Origin of the sequence: Niallia nealsonii, from assembly GCF_002835805.1 — a bacterium.
GTDB classification, from domain to species: domain Bacteria; phylum Bacillota; class Bacilli; order Bacillales; family Cytobacillaceae; genus Niallia; species Niallia nealsonii.
Map to the genome: position 1 here is coordinate 60,426 of NZ_PISE01000011.1, position 18,080 is coordinate 78,505.

The following is an 18,080-nucleotide window of genomic DNA, read 5'->3' on the forward strand; positions in this document are numbered from 1 at the left end:
CTTCTTTCAGGCACTAGTTCTCCTTAGTAGAATATGTTTGAAACAGTTCCTCAATTTCTTCTTTTGATTGTGCTTTTTTTAAAAACTCGATATTGTCTTTTTTACTAAGAAGCTTTGTCAATTGGGATAATGCTTTCAGATGTGTCTTGTTATCAATTGCCGCTAAAAAGAAAAGCAATTGGACTGGATAGTTTTTATCATTTAAAAAATGGACAGGCCTTTCTAGCTTAAGAAAACTCATGCCAATTTTCCTTACTCCCATTTCCGGACGTGCATGAGGAATCGCAACACCTGGACCTATTACCATATATGGGCCTAATGTTTTTACATTTTCAATAATTGCATGAACATAGCTTTTTTCAATCACCCCCTTATTCAGCAAGGGATTTGCAGCCATATTTATCGCCTCTTCCCAACTTGTTAGCTCTTCCATTAATTGAATGGTCTCTTCCTTTAATAAATCTTGGAGCACTGGCTGTTCCTCCCTGTACATTTTTTCTTTTTTATAAATAGTAAATGGACTTAACGCTTGTGCTAATCCTTTTTCATCATAAATATTGGCAAACTTCTTAATGATGGAAATAAGTTCCACGTTTGGTACACTTTCATAGTTCATGCCAAATAAATGATGATATACTTCACTTGCTATTTGATTTTTTTCAGCAGGTGTCATCATTGGTCTAACATAAAAACATGGAAGCTTTGTATTTAAAGAAACCGTCGAAAAAACAAGGTCAAACTCCCATCCTTTTTCTTCATAAAACTCCTCAAGTGATACTGTTTTTTCTATTGTTATTTCAGAAAAAACAGACTCTAGCTGATGTTTGACCATTAACGAAGAACTTATCCCACTTGGGCAGACAACAACAGCTCTTTTTTTCTTCGTGCTTGTGTGGTGTGTTGGTTTCTCTAAAAGGGCACCAAAAAGAATGGTGATAAAAGCAATCTCCTCATCAGGAATAGGAACCTGTAATAATGAGGAAATTGGCAAAATCATTTCCTTTACTAGCGTAAACAGTTCTTTATGTTCTTTTTTAATTTCTTTTAGCAAAGGATTATGGATAGGAATTCGATATTTCATGCGAAAATACGCTGGCTTCATATGCTGATACAATAATTTAATGACTTCATTTTTTCGCTCAAAGACCATGCATGCTTTTGTTTCAAAATCAGCTACGAGTTGTTCACATATTGTTATCAGAAGATCTCGGTCTTCTATTTGCATAGAAGTGTTGCCTAGCGACAATCCAAGTAGCTGTAAAGTAAAATAGCAGATTTCGCTCTCATCTTCGTCAACGGACAGCTCCTGGATCACTTCCTTTCCCGCTTCCCACAAAGAATCTTGTTTTAATGCATTTATTTCCTCTCCATGAAAAAGCACTAATTTTTTTTGCTTTTGACGACAATAATAAAATGGAAGAAAATAAGCAAACTGGTTAAAACGTTCTTCTACAAATTGAAGCTTATGCCGTTTAGATAAGCTTTTAAGTATTTCATAAAAGTAATCAAATCGATAGGCCTCACCTCTCTTATTCCATAAATAACGAATCAACTTTTCATAATAAGGCAATTGCAAAAGCTTATTTAGCTGTTTCATCACAAGTGCTCTTTTATCAAACTCCGTCCCCTTTAGATGATAGCCCTGTTGTCTTGTGTAGCGAATTTCTACAAGGAACGGGCTGTTTTTCTGATTTGCTTTTTTTACATCTGTAATCACTGTATTTTTGCTAACTTGTAAAAATTGTGTGAGATGGGCAGAAGAAATTAATTCTTCCCGAATAAATAAATACAAATAAATCATCATAAAACGTTCTTCTTCTGTTAAATTCATCATCCTCTCTGGCTGTACATGTTGACTTTCTTTAAAAAAAGCCAAAACAGCATCTGGAACTAGAATGACATTCCCTTTGCAAACGATTGGAGGAAGTTCTTTTTCTTTTAACCAGTAATTCACTTTTTCTAAATCATAAACAATTTGCCGCCTCGTTAACTGCATATACTCCCTAATCTGATTCAGTGAAGCACATTGGGACTTCAGCAAATAACTCATCAAAAAAGCAGGTCGTTTTTCCATTATCATTGCTTATTTCCTCCTGTGTTTAGAATAATATAAAACGCTTACATTTTGTTGGTTTATTGAATCCAATTCTTGTAACAAATGCTTTTACAATTTTGTGCTCAAAAATCAATAAAGATTTTACATTATATGATGAGGGAGAAAATAAAATAGATAAATGCGCTAATTTGTCCATTCCATTTATATGTTTTTGCTGCACTCAATACCTTTTTCCACCTGTTTATTTGCCCTTGCCCCTTTTTTTTCCGCTGTCACTTTCTTTTTTTCACTCTCTCCTTCTATATCCCTATAAAATGCTGTCATAGCCCTATTTTTATTTGAACATGCTATACTAGCTATGGAGGTGTTTTTTATGCGTTTACAAAACAAAAAAGTTATTGCACTTATTAGTCCTGATTTTGAAGACTTGGAACTTTGGTATCCTGTTTTGCGTCTACAAGAAGAAGGAGCAACCGTCCATTTAGTTGGCGAGAAAGCGAATGAAACATATATTGGAAAATACGGGGTACCAGCCATTTCCGATTATGCTTTTTCCGACATACAAGCATCTGAATATGATGCTATTCTAGTTCCTGGGGGATGGGCACCGGATAAATTGCGCCGCTACCCTGAAGTTTTAGATATAGTGCGTTATATGCATGAACAGAAAAAGCCAATTGGACAAATTTGTCATGCTGGCTGGGTACTAATTTCAGCAAAAATCTTAAATGGTGTCAATGTAACAAGTACACCTGGCATTAGAGACGACATGGAAAATGCTGGGGCTATTTGGCATGATGAACCGGTGGTGGTTGATGGACATATTGTTTCAAGCCGCCGTCCGCCTGACCTTCCACCATATGCCAAAGCCTTTGCCGATGCTTTAGCCGAACAGTAAAATATGCAGGGAACTAAATATCTTTCTTATATTTAATTCTACAATGTATAAAAATAGCATTAATAAGAGATTTCATTCTTATTAATGCTACTAACTAATGAACCGCATAGATAAAGTCACTATGCGGTTCATTTCCATCCATATAGATTTTATTCAATAAAGACGCTGAAGGTCTTTTCTCTTAAAATTCAAGCTTATCTACTTTAACAATCATGATAACCATTGATAAAATATTCTATCACCTCTAACTCATCTTCCACTAATTCTCTTTTCACTTGTTTTTTATAGGCATTTCTTATTTTTATCCCGTCTCCAAAAAAAGACTCTGTATAATTAGCGATTGAGCGAAGAAGAGTAGCTTCCGCTTGAAACTCTTCCTTCGAAATAGGACGCCAATGTGAAAGAATATATGTATTTGCTTCAAATGTTTCTAGCAAATCTAACAATCGCAGGACTTCCTTGCTTGTATGGCTTCTTTTAGCAGAATATATATCTGCATAAATACTATCTCCTAGAAATAAGATTTTTTCTTCTTTTATAAATATCACGACAGAGTCAAAAGCATGATCTCCACCTACATGCTGTAAAACACAGATTTCTCCACCAAGATCTATCTCTATTTTATTTTCAAAAGTTAATTGAGGTAAGACAATTTTAATATTACGGTGTAAATGGTACTCCTTTTTTATGGCGTTAGCACAAAAATCTATTTCTGTACCCTCCTTCACTCTTTTATCTAATTCCTCATCAGACCATTTAAGCGGAAGTAACTTTTGCATTTCTTCTTTCGTTTGTTTAGAAGAAATAGAAACTAATTCCTTTAGCGCAGAAAGACCAAAGATATGATCCCAATGCCAATGGGTTACAACGACTATATCTGGTTTTGCCACATGTCTTGTTGAAAGTTCTTCTAAAAAAGAATGTGCATGTTCTTCTGAATTGCCTGCATCAATCATTAATGTCTTATGTTCTCCTACAACCATTCCTAAAATAGGTCGGTCTGTTTCTGATTCTGGAGTCATATACCAGAATCTCTCCCCAATTTTTTCTATTGTTTGCATTTTCCATCCCCTTTTCCTATGTAAAAAATATGATTTCCTATTAGATGAAGTACTTCTTTTTGAAATAAAAGGATAACGTTTATGAATTTGAATTAATTATTACTTTAACATCTTTGAAACATTTCGTATAAACAAAATGCAATATAGGATTAAATAATCCCGCCCTCCCTTATAGCATCCAAAATGAAAATCTTTGTTTTTTTCTGTTTACTATAGGGGATACTATCATATAGAACATTCTTCTGTAGTTTATATAACAAGGAATCAATATATTCTTATGATTTATTACTATTTTTGCTAGTAAACTCCTTTGAAAATATTTCCTATAAGAAATCACTAATAAAATTTTATCACAACAAATATTTCCTAAATTCCCTTAAGCATGTTAAAGTTAGTTAGTAAAACTTTAAAAAATAAGTAGGTGACAAAATGATTGAGGTAAGAAACTCTTCCATTAGTGATGGAGAATTTAATAGAGGAGTATTTGCTACACAAGATATTAAAAAAGGTACACTTTTTCATGAAGCACCTGTTGTTCCGTATCCAAACGAACAGCATCAATATATTGAAAAAACGGTACTTGATGACTACGTTTATGAGTATGGAATTAATCATTCGGCCATTGTTCTAGGATATGGCATGCTTTTTAACCATTCTTATGAACCGAATGCCACATATGATATTAGTTTTGAAAAGCACACCTTTGATTATTATGCTTATAAAGATATAAAGGCAGGGGAAGAAATTTTTATCAACTATAACGGCGATGTAGAGGATACAGATCCATTATGGTTTCAAAAAGATTACAAAGAAACATAAAAAGATAGGTGCATTCCAACCAGGAGTGTGCCTATTCCTCTTATACATTTTATAGCTTTTTCTTCTTCAACTTACCAATCCCTAATTCTTTCGCTTCTTTACTCAACGCTTTCATCAAAATATCTTCAGCTTGTTGCTAGAATTTTGTGAGCCGTTTGTCGTCATCATTCCAACCACAAAAGTTCCTGAATCTGCTGATGTGACAAAAAATATGCCAATCAAAATAAGCACTAAAATAGATAATAGTTGACTTAACGGATAATTTTCTAAAGGTAAAATAAGCTAAACATAATGCGACAACTCCATAAATGGCCTATGCATGAATACCCAATGAAAGAAAGTAAATCTCATCGCATCTTTCATTCCTTGATCAGTTAGTTCCCTCCATGCCGGTTGGCGAACTGATCATATAATGGCTAATCGGTTCCTCTGTTCCGTAAAAGACAAGACCAATCCCCATTCCTGCACTAAAAAACATAGCAAGCCATGTTAATCGCGAAAACTCTGGTTTATCTTCTGGCTTTCCTAATTTAATTTGTCCAAGTGGGCTGAATAATAAAAATAAACAGACAAGCACAAAAAAAGTGACAATGATTAAATAATACCAGCCAAACACATCGGTTATATACCTCTTCCCCTTCATTTATTATGAATAGGCATAAAAAAGCTGCATTGTTTTGAAAACAACACAGCTTCTCTCTATTAGAATTTCACTTTTTCCAAATACAGTCCACCCGCTTCTGCCATTGGACCTGTTTGATCTCGTTTTTTGGATTCAATAATTCCTGAAATATGGTCTGGTTTTATTCTGCCTGAACCAACTTCTATTAATGTCCCAACTATTTTTCTTACCATATTATAAAGGAACCCGTCGCCAATTACTCTTATTTGCAGAAAACCAGCTTCTTCTTCCAAATGAATAGCATAAATTTCACGCACCATGGATTTCTTTTTTGATTTCGCATTAGAATAAGCAGTAAAATCATGTTTGCCGATAAAGTGGCTGCTTGCTTGTTTCATGGCAGCAACGTTTAGCTTTTGCTCTACATGCATGCTATACTTGCGCATAAATGGATGTGTATACTCTTTATTCCAGATTTTATACAAATAGGTTTTATCCTTTGCATTGTATCTCGCATGAAAGCGATCCACTTCAATGGAACAAGCAATCACACTGATATCATGTGGAAGATATTTATTTAAATAATTTTTCACTTCTTTCGCGGAATATTGCTCGCTTATTCGGAAGTTTGCAATTTGACTCATCGCATGAACTCCTGCATCTGTTCTGCTGCAGCCAATGATTTCTACTGTACTTCCTGTCATTTCAGAAAGTACATTTTCTATTTTCCCTTGTATGGAGCTGTCGCCATTTCCTTGACGCTGCCAGCCTTTATAGCGGCCACCATCATACTGTATAACAATTTTGTAATTATTCATTTTTTCTCCTTTATGTGAAACTTTCACTTTTTGTTCTACTATATAAAAAAATGTTCCAAGTGATTATAAAACTTGGAACAATTCATTATACCATTTTTATTGCAAAAAGGATAAGAATACAAAAATTACTTCTTCCTGTTAGAAATTCCTCTAAAGACTGCAGAGCAACTTTAATCAGAGATTTTTATACCCCTTTAAGAAAACAACCAATTTATACCATTTGATGTTTCCGATTCTACGTTTCATTCACACTATAATAGAACGCTTACAAATCTATTATTAACTTTTCTCTGGCTGAATTTCTGTATGCAATGCAGAAAAAAACTTCATAATATTTTTATAGCTTAAACCAAAATCACCCAAACTTCCTTCTTTTGAGCAATAGACATCAATAGCGGACTTTATAGCATTTATTTTATAAACAGTCACAATCATAACACTCGATGCAACACCTTGCTTTTCTAAAACTATTTCCCCACGTTCCGCGTCTACTTTTTTAATCTTCCAGTTTGGCAGCTTTTGATTCACCGCTTGTTTTATATATTCAATCATTTTTTCACGGTTTTTTCGATAGTAGCGTGTTTTTAGTTCAGGATACTTCGCTTCCTCACTCGTTTCTTCATAACTTCTCCACAGCCCCACCAATATTCGAGTAACGGACATTCTTTTTCCCCCTTAATGCTAACCCTTCCCACTTTTTCTATACAGCTAAAAATGTAAGGGCTTTACTAAAATAGATACATTCATTATACCCTATAATTTGCTGTGCTGGAAACATGGATAGGGAAGAAATTAATCCTTTTCCTTGTGCTTATTTTAATAAAAATAGCTATTATAACCGAATGGTTTATTGAATAACTCCTGATATTCTGAATTAATAGCATCCACTTCTGCTGTATAAATTAATTATTAGAATATTGTTCTGTTGTATATTTTCAATAAATTTATCTTTCTATTAAAAAGACTCCATAAGCTAATATTTCCAGCTATTGGAGTCTTTTTAAGTTGTTCTTATTCCAAAACTAGCTTTTACAATAGTATGCCTCTTTGCACCGCAATAAAATTCAACACATGCCTTTTGGCAGGCGCTGCATGAATCGCTCCTTTTACAGATGCAGTAAGTGCTCCGCTTGCATTGGCAAAAGTTAAAATTCGTTCATGGTTTTTTCTGATCTTTTCACATAAATCATCCACAGATGGCTCAAACGCAATCAATTCAGACAAAAAGCCCCCGATAAATGCATCTCCTGCACCTGTTGTATCAGCAACAGTTACTTTAAAGCCGTTATTTCGGTAAGTATCCCCGCTCTTCAAATAGAGTTCCGCACCCTCGCTACCCTTTGTATAGACAACCACTTGAACATTTCCAACAAATAATGCCTCAATTGCTTCTTTTTCATTGTCTATTCCTGTAATAAATGCTAGTTCTTCATCAGAAATTTTCACAATATCAGCACTTGGCAAAAATTCATTAATCGTTGAACGGCAACTTTTCTCGTCTTTCCATAAAGGCAGGCGCACATTCGGGTCAAAACTTACAATGCCTCCGATATTCCGAAAATCTTTAATCGCTTTTTGATGGGCACGCTTCATTGGACTTTCAATCAAATCAACAGAGCAAAAGTGGAGAATATCCCCCCCATCAAACCACTCTACTTCTATCTCATCTGGTGAAAGCAATAAATCAGCTGCATTTTTTCGATAGAAATTAAAGCTTCGTTCTCCATTTGCATCATTCGATACAAATGCAAGCCCAGTTTCCCCTTCATCGCTTCTTAAACAATAAGAAGTATCTACCCCATTTTCTTGCAATACTTCAAAAATATGATCACCAAAATGATCGTTTGCAATCTTGGTGATCATCGCAGAGTCTCCTCCATATTTTGCTACAGCAATAGCAACATTCATCGGAGCTCCACCTGCTACACGCTCAAAATTAGTCACTTCTTTTAATGATAAATTCTTTTCAGCGGGGATAAAGTCAATAAGTGTTTCTCCAATACAGAATACTTTTTTCATCAGCAATCACCTCTAAAACAAAGAACAAGCAATATCAACTTGTTCTTTGCTGTCATTTTTATTTCCAAATATCTTTTAAATTCCAATACGTGCAATCAGCAACTAATGCTTCTCCACCTTCAGCAAAAATTTCAATCCCTGCTCTTTCTTCTGTTGGATAGATGCGGCTAGTCATCGTTTTTTGGCCTTCGTTTGCAAATACTTCAATAGAAGAGCGGTCAATAAATACTTGTAAAGAAAGTTTGCTATCAGATTGCAGAGATACTCGTCTCACACTATCTTCTTTTTTACCAGACTTCGAACAATCTAGTATTAGTTTTTGCTCTTTTATATCATAAGTTAATATAGTTTCTTCCTCCTTTGCCCCTCTTAGTTTCACTCCTACAGACGATGCAGAGGTTAGATTCAAATCAAATTCTACGTTTATTTCAAGCAGATCTCCTTTTTCTTCTACTAAATGAGTACCTGAAATAGATTTATCTGCACATACATCATGCTCTAATTCTCGTAATAATGTTAATTCTTCAACCGGATTCATTAATACTTTATTATCGCTAGTAAGCTTTAATTCTCGCGGAAGTGTCAACGCGCCGCACCATCCATCTTTTTTCGTCGGCATATCTGCTTCCCACATATCCATCCAGCCAATTGCAATTCGGCGACCTTTATCATCTAAAAATGTTTGCACCGCATAAAAATCGTGGCCATGATCTAGTTCGATAAAAGAACCATGCTGGAATAGATTTGTTTCATACTGATAGTCCCCTACAAAATAACCTGTTTGGAATAAATTATTATAATTATCTCCATCTGCTTCCATTCCTTGAGGAGACAGCATCAATACATATTTTCCATCCATTTCAAAGAAATCGGGGCATTCCCACATAAATCCATGTGAGCCGTCACTTTGGGCAAGAACTCCAATATATTCCCATTTGCGAAGATCGCTAGACTTATAAAGTATGACTCTTCCACTCTGTTCCTCTATTGATTGATTTCCTAGAATCATATACCAAGTATCTTCATGTTTCCAAACTTTGGGATCGCGGAAATGATGGGTGCTGTCCTCTGGAGGTGCAACAATAACTGGGTTTTCTCCAACTTTTTCAAACGTTACACCATCTGTACTAACTGCAATATTTTGATTTTGATAAAACACATCATTTTTTTTATCTGTGTAATGATGTCCTGTATAAATCAACGTCAATTCTCCATCATTATCTACCGCACTTCCAGAAAAACACCCATCAGAATCACACACATCTCCAGGAGCTAAGGCAATCGGCAAATGCTCCCAATGCACAAGATCTTTACTTTTCACATGACCCCAATGCATCGGCCCCCAGTTTTCATCATACGGATGATGTTGATAAAACACATGATACTCACCCTTATACTGCACTAAACCATTTGGATCATTTATCCAGTTTGCAGGCGCCATAATATGATAGCCTAGTCGAAAACGTTCATTCATTGACTCCTTTGTTTGCTGCAATGCTTCTTCTGCCTGTTGAATTCTATTTTTTGTGATCATATATATTTCCTCCTAAACAATTTTTGCTATATTTTTTATTTTTGGTTTACCTTGTTTATTTTTTTTAGGACTTAATAAAGTAAAGATAGAAAGAATAGTAAAGCAAAGAACTGTTATTCCCAAAATAATATATGTTTGTCTAAACCCAATACTATCATATAAATTTCCTGCAATTGGCGATAGAATGGATGCCCCAACTTGTGATGCGAATTGAAAACCAACTAAATATAATACAGATGATAAACGTGTATCAAAATTAGCTGCCAAATATTTAAAAATCGCAATAAGCATAATCGGCAATTCTAATGCATGGATTAATTTCATTGTCGAGATTCCAATTGGGCCCACAACAAGACCGGAACCAATAATACGGAACGCCATTAAAAATCCTGCCAAAATCAAACTATTTTTTGCTCCGACTTTATTTACAACAAATGGAGCCAAAAACATCATACCTGCCTCTAAAAATACTTGAAAAGAATTTAAGTATCCAAACACTTGATTCCCTGTTGCTTCTGTTGGGAATAAAGAAGAGTAGTAAACAGGAAACTGCTGATCATACACACTATAAATGCAAGTTACCCCAATAACATACACCATTAAGAACCAAAAATCCTTTAGTAAAAATAACTGGCCAACATCTTTTAATGTAACGGAATCCGCCTTCTCCATTTCCTGATTGGTCATTTCAATTTTTATAGAAAGAATAATTGCAACCAATATAACAGCTGATACAGATGCTACCCAAAAGTTAATATTTGGATTGATATTAAATAATTGACCTGCAAAAAAAGTTGCTGCAGCCCAACCTAATGAACCCCACATTCTGGATTTACCATATTCAAAATCATATTTGCGGCTAATTTTTTCAATATAGGATTCTATCGCACCAATCCCTGCTAAAAAAGCCACTCCTAAATATAATCCACCAACAATAGCTCCTAATAGCACATTGTATTGCAATAGTGGACCATATACATAAATATAAAACGGTCCTACAAATACAAGCAAAATACTGATAAAAAATAAGATGTTTTTCTTTAAGCCAATTTTATCCGATATATATCCATATAATGGCTGCATACATAAAGCAAAGATAGCGTTTACAGAAAAGATTATGCCAGTTTCTCCTCCACTTAAATTAATCTCTTGCCCCAACCAAATTGAAAATAAAGAATAACTAGCAGACCAAGTAAAAAAGAAAAAGAAAAAATAAGCACTAAGTTTCCAATACAGACTTTTTGATTTTGTCATATAAACCGCTCCTCTAAATAAGGTTACTAAATAATTGACATGAATAAATCTGAAAGCACTTTCAAGTTTTATTTTATGTCAACCGGTTTCATATGTCAACCGCTTTCATACAAAAAGTAAAAAAACATTGCAACTTGGCAATGCTTTCATTTTAACTCATACCGATTAAAGTTTTAGTATCTCTTAGGCCGTTGTTCCTTTTAATAACTTTACAGGCAATCTTGTTTCAAGTGGGATATCTTGGAATTCTCCTTCTATTTCTTTTAATAGAAGTTCAATGGCTATTTCCGCAATTGTGCTAATAGGCTGCTGAATCGTCGTTAATTCAGGCAAAAATGATTGTACGGACTCTGTCCCATCATACCCAATTACTTTTATTTGCCCTGGCACATCCCTCCCCATCTTTTTAGCCATCGTTATAAAAGAAGCGGCAAAAATATCATTTGTAGCGAATACTCCGTCCACATCAGGATATTCTTTAAATAATTTTGCAATTACTTTTGCCTGACTTTCCCTGTCAAATACTTCTGGTATTTCATATACGATTGGTCTTAGCCCAAGTTCTTCCATTATTTCTTCATATGCTTTTCTTCTTAATCTTGCCGGTGTTTCTAAATCACCAATCCCATCAATAAGAACAATATTTTTGCATCCTTGTGAAACTAGTAAATCTGTTGCTATTTTTCCCCCTTCATAATTATCAGAACTGACAACAGGAATCGTCTCAGAAAGATATCTGTCTATCGCCACAACCGCTAAATTTTGTTTATGGTAATCTAAAATTCCGCGATTATGTGTTCCAACAATGATTCCATCTACCTGATTGCGTAATAGCATCTCCAAATATTTTTCTTCTTTATCGATTCGATTTAAACTATTGCATACTAGCATCTTATATCCCTTTGCGGCACTTATATTTTCCAAATGAAAAGTAAGCTCACCAAAAAATGGATTGGCTGTAGTTGGCAATATAACACCAAGCAAATTCGAACGTTTGTTAAATAAAGAACGAGCCACATCATTAGGAAAATAATTAAGTTCACTCATCGCTTTTTGTACTTTTTCTTTTGTGCGATCACTTATGTATCCACGGTTATTCAACACACGAGAAACCGTTGTTGGAGATACTCCTGCAAGTTTTGCTACATCATCAATTTTTGGCTTCATAGTAGATCCTCCTGCCATTCTCTACGCTGTTTCTTCCTTCTATTATAGCAGAAAAAATTATTAGTCCTTTCATCTAAGTGTTTATTTCAGCAGAATTATAATTAGGTAGAAGAGTTGAATACAAAAAACAAGCATCCTCCTAATCATTAAAAGAATGCTTGTTCTACTATTATTTACCGAAACCCTAATACAGGATGAGGTACATACGCTTCTTCGAGTAATTGAATTTCTTCTGATGTTAATCTAATAAATAATGAAGCAACTGCATCTTCTAAATGAGACATTTTTGTTGATCCGATAATGGGGGCTGTTACTGGCTCTTTTTGCAGCACCCAGCTAAGCGCAATTTGCGCACGGGGTACTCCTCTTTTTTCTGCAATTTCAGCCACTCTTCTCACAATGATTTTATCTGCTGTCTTTGTATCAGCATATAATGTTTTCCCAAATTCATCTGTTTCAGAACGATTAGTAGACTCTTCCCAATCACGTGTCAGCCTTCCTCTTGCCAATGGACTCCATGGAATAACACCAATTCCCTCTTCTTTGCAAAGAGGCATCATCTCCCGCTCTTCTTCCCGATACAAAAGGTTTAAATGATTTTGCATAGAGATGAATCTTGTCCATCCATTTCTTTCCGTCACATGCAGTGCTTTTAGAAACTGCCAAGCATACATGGAAGATGCTCCAATATATCTCGCTTTTCCAGCTTTTACAACATCATGAAGAGCTTCCATCGTTTCTTCTATCGGTGTCTCATAATCCCAGCGATGAATTTGATAAAGGTCAACATAATCTGTTCCAAGCCTTTTTAGACTATTGTCAATCTCACTCATAATCGCCTTGCGAGAAAGTCCTCCTCCATTAGGCCCTTTATGCATTCGGCCATGGACTTTTGTTGCAAGAACAATTTCATCCCTGTTTGCATAATCCTTTAAAGCACGGCCAACAATCTCCTCGCTAGTTCCATCTGAATACACATTTGCTGTATCAAAAAAGTTAATCCCACATTCCAATGCTTTTTTAATAATTGGACGGCTTTTTTCTTCATTCAACACCCATTGATGACTTCCACGTTCTGGCACACCAAAGCTCATGCAGCCAAGACATAGTCTAGAAACATCTAAACCTGTATTGCCTAGTTTTATATAGTCCACCTAATATAACACCTCGTTTTTTGGGGAATCTTATATGTAAGTATATATAAATTGTCTGAAGTTTTCAAAAAATAAGTTTTGATTATAACAGTTATTCCTTCTTTTATTTTTCACATACACCAAGATGCCTTTCAAAGCTTTAAAATGATCAGATAAAGAGCGATTGACAAACTTTATTAATTTACATATAATGCGAACAATAATAGGATGGGGGTTTACATGAAGCTATCTTTAAATGATTATATTAGCATTTTTATTCATCAAACAGACTTATCCCTTACAAGTTATGTAAAAAGTCAATTAGCTCCTTTTAATCTTGCGCCTGAGCAAAACCTTATTATGATGCTTCTTTGGGAAAAAGATGGAAGAAATCAAAATGAAATTTCGGAAATCCTCCTTAAAGATAAAACGAATATTGCACGTATGGTTGTTAATCTTGAAAAAAAAGGATTCATCAAAAGAGTAAGCAGTGAAAAAGACCGCCGTTCCTTGCAATTATTTCTAACACCTAAAGGGAAAGAGCTTGGCAGCAGTATCATTCCTATTACGAATGACTTTAATAAACTGGTATGTAAGGGCCTTACTGAAAAGGAATTAAATGAAGTTCGAAGAATTCTTTCTAAAATGTGTGAAAATGTACAGTAGTGATCTTACTGTACATTCTTCAAAAAAATAGTTGCTATAACAACTTTAATTATGCTATTATTAGCTTATGTTTCATTTATTAGAGCATAAAAGTTGCTATAACAACTTTTTTTATAACATAAATAAAGCGAGGGTATATTATCATGACAAATGTATTATTCATTAAAGCTAATTCACGACCAATTGAACAAGCTGTAAGTGTTCAGCTATATCAAGCTTTTCTTGACAGCTATAAGAAATCTCATCCAACCGATCAAATAACAGAACTAGACTTATATAATGAAAACTTGCCATATCTTAATAATGATATGATGAACGGCATGTTTAAATTGGGAAGAGATCTAGAGTTGACAGAAAATGAGAAGAAAGCAACAGATTTAGTAAATAAATATCTAAATCAATTCCTTGCTGCAGATAAAGTTGTGCTTGCATTCCCACTTTGGAATTTTACAGTCCCTGCTGTATTGCACACATACTTAGATTATCTAAGCCAAGCTGGCAAAACATTTCGTTATACAGCTGAAGGCCCTGTTGGATTACTGCCAGATAAAAAAGTTGCTCTATTAAATGCAAGAGGCGGAGTTTATTCCGAAGGACCTGCACAAGGTGCAGAAATGTCTGTCAATTATGTAAAAGCAATTTTAAATTTCTGGGGAATAATGAATCCAACAGCTATTATCATTGAAGGCCATAATCAATCCCCTGATAAAGCTGCTCAAATTATTGAAGAAGGCATCAAACAAGCGGTGACAGCAGCAAATGAGTTTTAATACTTTTATAGTCTAGTACTTTAAGAGAGAGCTTACATACAGCTCTCTTTTAATTTGTAGAAACATAAAATTATTTTTGCAGATTTCCTTGCTCTTATTTCATCTATCTGCAAATTGTCGACAAACATACGTTTTCAATCAGCCCAAAATAAACTATAGCTATACAAATAAGATACCTCGCAAAAGGTGCCTTATTTGTATAGAGAAAAAACTCTATTATTTTGCCAGATTTGCAAACTTTTCTGCAACAACATCCCAATTAATAATATTAAAGAAGCTTGCAATATAATCTGGTCTTCTATTTTGATAATTTAAATAATAAGCGTGCTCCCAAACGTCTAAGCCAAGAATTGCTTGACTGCCTTCCATAATTGGATTGTCTTGGTTTGCTGTGCTAGTTACTTGCAGTTTACCTGTTCCATCAACAATCAGCCATGCCCAACCTGAACCAAAACGTGTTGTTGCAGCCGCCGCAAATGCTTGCTTAAAGTCATCAAAGCTTCCAAATGCTTCATTAATTGCCTCTGCTAATTTTCCAGATGGTGCTTTATCGCTAGCCCCTGGTGCAATTACTTCCCAAAACAAGGAATGATTTAAATGTCCGCCGCCATTATTTCTTACTGCATTTCTAATTGAACCTGGCACTTCATCCAAATTGTTTAATAATTCTTCCAATGATTTTTCCTGTAAGACAGTTTGACCTTCAAGTGCTGCATTTAGGTTATTTACATATGTTTGATGATGTTTACCATAGTGAATTTCCATTGTACGTTCGTCAATATAAGGCTCTAGTGCATTAAATTTATAATTTAAAGTTGGCAATACATAATTTGTCATGTGAAAAATCCCCCTGTTACAAATGTTTTTATACTTATTTATATAAAAAGTATATTTAAATATTACAGTAAAAATATTCAGAAATCAATGCATTTTTTCCAATCTCTGCATTTTTTTGTATCTTTAAAACCCATTTTCCCTAATCTTTTAACATTTTATACTTCATGGTATAATTAATCATGATGTTTACTCCAGCTATAAGAATGGAGGATATAATGGACACAAAACAAAAGAATACAAAGGATAAACTACTTCATCTGCTGAAAAAAGAAGCATTCTTAACGGTGAATGATTTAACAGACCGATTAAAAATTACTCATATGGCTATACGAAAACACCTTGCCAGCTTAGAAAAAGATGGATTGATTCTATCAAAAGAAGAAAAACAAGCAATGGGCAGACCTATTCAAGTTTACTTTTTATCCAATAAAGCAGAACACTTTTTCCCGAAAAATTATGAAGGCTTAAGCATCGAATTTCTGCATGATATAAAAGAGTTATATGGAGAAGAGTCAATCACGCAGTTATTTAATAAACGAGAAAAACGATTAATAGAACAATACAGTATGAGAATGCAAGGCAAAAAATCGTCAGAAAAAGTAAATGAAATGGTCATCATTCAAAATGAAAAAGGCTATATGGCAGACCTTTCTCAAATAGATGAAACTACTTATGAATTAATGGAATATAACTGCCCTTTATTAGAAATAGCAAAAGAATTTAAAATTGCCTGCAGATGTGAAACGGATATGCTAAAAAAAGTGCTTGAAACAAATGATATCCAACGAACTCTCTGCCGGACAGACGGAGATAATCTTTGTAAATTCACAGTAGAATTCAAATCCACATAAATCAAATGCAATGAAAAGAGTAGCATAAAAACCCATTTTTTTGCTACTCTTTATCTTTAATCACTTTTCTTATTTGACTGGCGGGCCACACATTCTCCATGATGAAAATCTCTAAATGCTTGTTTTATTTTCTCCAAATTCCATATCTCCAGATAAAACATATACAAAAACATTATGTATTTCAGGAAGATGATGAACATATATTGCCCCTTCTGCCAAAGAAATTTCTGATAAAGTAATGAATTCATAGGACCTTGCAGGCCTGCTATATTCCCTAAAAACACCTTTACAGAACCTCCCTCAAAATTTACTATCGATGCATCTTCACTATACATATTTTGATAAGTTGTAGTGCTATGCTTTAAATATTTTGGAAAATCCACCCACAGCTGCAAGGTATGAGCAATATTAGCCTCTATTCTCTATGTGAATGATCTGAAAAAGTTCCCCTTTTAAACCAATCTTCGGCCATTAGAATAAATGGATCAAAATCTTTCCATTGCTCTACGGGCAGAACCCCTCCCTTGTATAGAAGGAAAAACAGCCTCATCCTATTTAACATACCAATGGTCTTTAATATTTCTTTGTAAAATCCCTGCAGATTTTATTATATTATTTTTAGTCATTTCTAAATCCTATTTTCCTTTTTGTAAAAGTGAATGTTTATGCTTCATTTATCATGTTCTATGGAAGTCATATTCTTTTAAAAGTAAGCTCCCATCGCAGGAACTTCTCTCATTTCCTGAATGCAATTAGAGTTATACATCATGCATAAACAGCTAATTCCACTTCAATTTGATGTCTTATTAACGAAAGACACTCTTTAGTTGTTTTAGCAAAAATTCGTTTACCCTTCATAGTTGCATAAGGTCTTCTTGCCCATATTTCACAAAAGCAGCTATTTTCAATAACAACAACTTCAGGATAATATGATTCCAAAATCTTTACTACTTCGATTTCAGTAATTAAACTTCCATCACAAATTTAGACCCCAACAATTCTCATCCATGTTTCTCCTCCCTGTTTCAGGCTATTTATTATTCATTCCAATCACTCTTTTTCCTTTCAATTTATGTAGTTTCATCTGCTCGTTTAAAGGGCCCATTCTGGTAAATTTAATTACTTTGCACAAATTGCCAGATTCGCCTCCCCCTTCTTATTCCGTTATTTCACAACTTATTATCAATTAGTTGATACAGCAACTATATATTCTGAAACTTCTATATGAGAGAATAAAAGATATACTGCATTAATAGTTTTTATACCAGAGGATATAAAGTGCAACAATTAAATTTGAACATATTAAAAAGGGAAAGACAATCCTTTCGACTTCAGTGAAATTGGTGTGCAAAACTGCTATACAATCAATTGATTTAACAGCTGCCTTTTTATTTTAAATCTGAATACTTCTAGTTATTATTTTTAAACCCAGCACTATAAAAAGAACCAAAATAGAAAAAATAATATAAAAACAGAAATAAATCTGCACTCCTATAGGAAAAGCCTGAGACTTGCATTAATATTTATTCGCCTTAGAAGTTTAAAAGTAATCTCACAATAGAACTAGTGTCGATA

At 34.3% G+C, this 18,080-nt stretch carries 18 protein-coding genes and 1 pseudogene; 5 read left to right on the plus strand and 14 right to left on the minus strand.

Annotation, left to right across the window (positions count from 1 at the left end; genetic code table 11):
* Positions 1 to 13: 13 nt before the first annotated feature.
* Positions 14 to 2,080: a BglG family transcription antiterminator gene (locus CWS01_RS05055; protein ID WP_101175994.1), complete on the minus strand. Its 2,067-nt coding sequence runs from the start codon at positions 2,078 to 2,080 to the stop codon at positions 14 to 16.
* Positions 2,081 to 2,429: 349 nt separating this feature from the next.
* Between CWS01_RS05055 and CWS01_RS05065 the strand changes: the two genes are divergently transcribed.
* Complete coding sequence (locus CWS01_RS05065; protein WP_101175998.1) at positions 2,430 to 2,954, plus strand: type 1 glutamine amidotransferase domain-containing protein; 525 nt, start codon at positions 2,430 to 2,432, stop codon at positions 2,952 to 2,954.
* A gap of 203 nt (positions 2,955 to 3,157) precedes the next feature.
* Here CWS01_RS05065 and CWS01_RS05070 read toward each other — a convergent pair whose 3' ends face one another.
* Positions 3,158 to 4,015 (minus strand): MBL fold metallo-hydrolase, encoded by an 858-nt coding sequence (locus tag CWS01_RS05070; RefSeq protein WP_101175999.1) that lies wholly within the window; start codon positions 4,013 to 4,015, stop codon positions 3,158 to 3,160.
* Between the two features lie 429 nt (positions 4,016 to 4,444).
* Here CWS01_RS05070 and CWS01_RS05075 point away from each other — a divergent pair, with 429 nt between their 5' ends.
* Positions 4,445 to 4,834, plus strand: coding sequence for an SET domain-containing protein (locus CWS01_RS05075; protein WP_101176001.1), 390 nt, complete (start codon positions 4,445 to 4,447; stop codon positions 4,832 to 4,834).
* Between the two features lie 114 nt (positions 4,835 to 4,948).
* Here the strand turns inward: CWS01_RS05075 and CWS01_RS23395 are convergent, their stop codons facing one another.
* The 9 genes and pseudogenes from CWS01_RS23395 to CWS01_RS05120 all read right to left on the minus strand — a co-directional run bounded on the left by CWS01_RS23395 (position 4,949) and on the right by CWS01_RS05120 (position 13,402).
* A complete protein-coding gene (locus CWS01_RS23395) occupies positions 4,949 to 5,065 on the minus strand; it encodes a BCCT family transporter (protein WP_157827546.1) in 117 nt (38 codons plus the stop codon).
* 85 nt (positions 5,066 to 5,150) lie between these two features.
* Positions 5,151 to 5,462: pseudogene (locus CWS01_RS05085) on the minus strand (BCCT family transporter); the annotation flags it as partial.
* Positions 5,463 to 5,536: 74 nt separating this feature from the next.
* On the minus strand, positions 5,537 to 6,274 hold the full coding sequence (gene truA / locus CWS01_RS05090) for a tRNA pseudouridine(38-40) synthase TruA (protein ID WP_101176004.1): 738 nt from the start codon (positions 6,272 to 6,274) through the stop codon (positions 5,537 to 5,539).
* 279 nt (positions 6,275 to 6,553) lie between these two features.
* Positions 6,554 to 6,937, minus strand: coding sequence for a hypothetical protein (locus CWS01_RS05095; RefSeq protein ID WP_101176006.1), 384 nt, complete (start codon positions 6,935 to 6,937; stop codon positions 6,554 to 6,556).
* A gap of 366 nt (positions 6,938 to 7,303) precedes the next feature.
* Positions 7,304 to 8,293: a carbohydrate kinase family protein gene (locus CWS01_RS05100; protein ID WP_101176007.1), complete on the minus strand. Its 990-nt coding sequence runs from the start codon at positions 8,291 to 8,293 to the stop codon at positions 7,304 to 7,306.
* A 58-nt stretch (positions 8,294 to 8,351) separates the two neighbouring features.
* Complete coding sequence (locus tag CWS01_RS05105) at positions 8,352 to 9,827, minus strand: glycoside hydrolase family 32 protein (protein WP_101176009.1); 1,476 nt, start codon at positions 9,825 to 9,827, stop codon at positions 8,352 to 8,354.
* A 12-nt stretch (positions 9,828 to 9,839) separates the two neighbouring features.
* The gene (locus CWS01_RS05110) at positions 9,840 to 11,081 is read right to left on the minus strand and encodes an MFS transporter (protein WP_101176011.1); all 1,242 of its coding nucleotides are present in this window, start codon (positions 11,079 to 11,081) and stop codon (positions 9,840 to 9,842) included.
* Positions 11,082 to 11,264: 183 nt separating this feature from the next.
* Complete coding sequence (locus tag CWS01_RS05115; protein WP_101176013.1) at positions 11,265 to 12,248, minus strand: LacI family DNA-binding transcriptional regulator; 984 nt, start codon at positions 12,246 to 12,248, stop codon at positions 11,265 to 11,267.
* 173 nt (positions 12,249 to 12,421) lie between these two features.
* Entirely contained in the window at positions 12,422 to 13,402 is a 981-nt protein-coding gene (locus CWS01_RS05120) for an aldo/keto reductase (RefSeq protein WP_101176015.1), read from the minus strand.
* Positions 13,403 to 13,621: 219 nt separating this feature from the next.
* On the opposite strand from CWS01_RS05120, the gene CWS01_RS05125 reads away from it, so the two are divergent.
* Positions 13,622 to 14,047, plus strand: coding sequence for a MarR family winged helix-turn-helix transcriptional regulator (locus CWS01_RS05125; RefSeq protein ID WP_101176017.1), 426 nt, complete (start codon positions 13,622 to 13,624; stop codon positions 14,045 to 14,047).
* A gap of 143 nt (positions 14,048 to 14,190) precedes the next feature.
* Entirely contained in the window at positions 14,191 to 14,817 is a 627-nt protein-coding gene (locus tag CWS01_RS05130) for an FMN-dependent NADH-azoreductase (protein ID WP_101176020.1), read from the plus strand.
* Between the two features lie 216 nt (positions 14,818 to 15,033).
* On the opposite strand, the gene CWS01_RS05135 is transcribed toward CWS01_RS05130, so the two are convergent.
* Positions 15,034 to 15,654, minus strand: a complete 621-nt coding sequence (locus CWS01_RS05135; protein WP_101176022.1) for a superoxide dismutase — start codon at positions 15,652 to 15,654, stop codon at positions 15,034 to 15,036.
* A gap of 215 nt (positions 15,655 to 15,869) precedes the next feature.
* Between CWS01_RS05135 and CWS01_RS05140 the strand changes: the two genes are divergently transcribed.
* The gene (locus tag CWS01_RS05140) at positions 15,870 to 16,505 is read left to right on the plus strand and encodes a helix-turn-helix transcriptional regulator (RefSeq protein ID WP_101176024.1); all 636 of its coding nucleotides are present in this window, start codon (positions 15,870 to 15,872) and stop codon (positions 16,503 to 16,505) included.
* Between the two features lie 56 nt (positions 16,506 to 16,561).
* Here CWS01_RS05140 and CWS01_RS22605 read toward each other — a convergent pair whose 3' ends face one another.
* On the minus strand, positions 16,562 to 16,888 hold the full coding sequence (locus CWS01_RS22605; protein ID WP_168714358.1) for a hypothetical protein: 327 nt from the start codon (positions 16,886 to 16,888) through the stop codon (positions 16,562 to 16,564).
* A 382-nt stretch (positions 16,889 to 17,270) separates the two neighbouring features.
* Positions 17,271 to 17,489, minus strand: a complete 219-nt coding sequence (locus CWS01_RS05150) for a DUF1450 domain-containing protein (protein ID WP_235851986.1) — start codon at positions 17,487 to 17,489, stop codon at positions 17,271 to 17,273.
* Between the last annotated feature and the right edge of the window lie 591 nt (positions 17,490 to 18,080).